The following is a 243-nucleotide window of genomic DNA, read 5'->3' on the forward strand; positions in this document are numbered from 1 at the left end:
GTTCTCCCCGAAATAGCTTTAGGGCTAGCCTCGGTATAAAAGTAGTGGAGGTAGAGCACTGATTGGGTGCGGGGCCCGCAAGGGTTACCAAGCTCAGTCAAACTCCGAATGCCATATACTTGTTGCCGGGAGTCAGACAGTGAGTGCTAAGATCCATTGTCAAAAGGGAAACAGCCCAGACCATCAGCTAAGGTCCCCAAGTGTGTGTTAAGTGGGAAAGGATGTGGAGTTGCACAGACAACC

The 243-nt window shown here is 51.0% G+C and carries 1 rRNA gene; it reads left to right on the plus strand.

The window, feature by feature from the left end:
• Positions 1–243 (plus strand): 23S ribosomal RNA (locus tag HPT30_RS00310); the annotation flags it as partial.

The organism is Paenibacillus agri, assembly GCF_013359945.1.
In the GTDB taxonomy this organism is placed as follows: domain Bacteria; phylum Bacillota; class Bacilli; order Paenibacillales; family Paenibacillaceae; genus Paenibacillus_AQ; species Paenibacillus_AQ agri.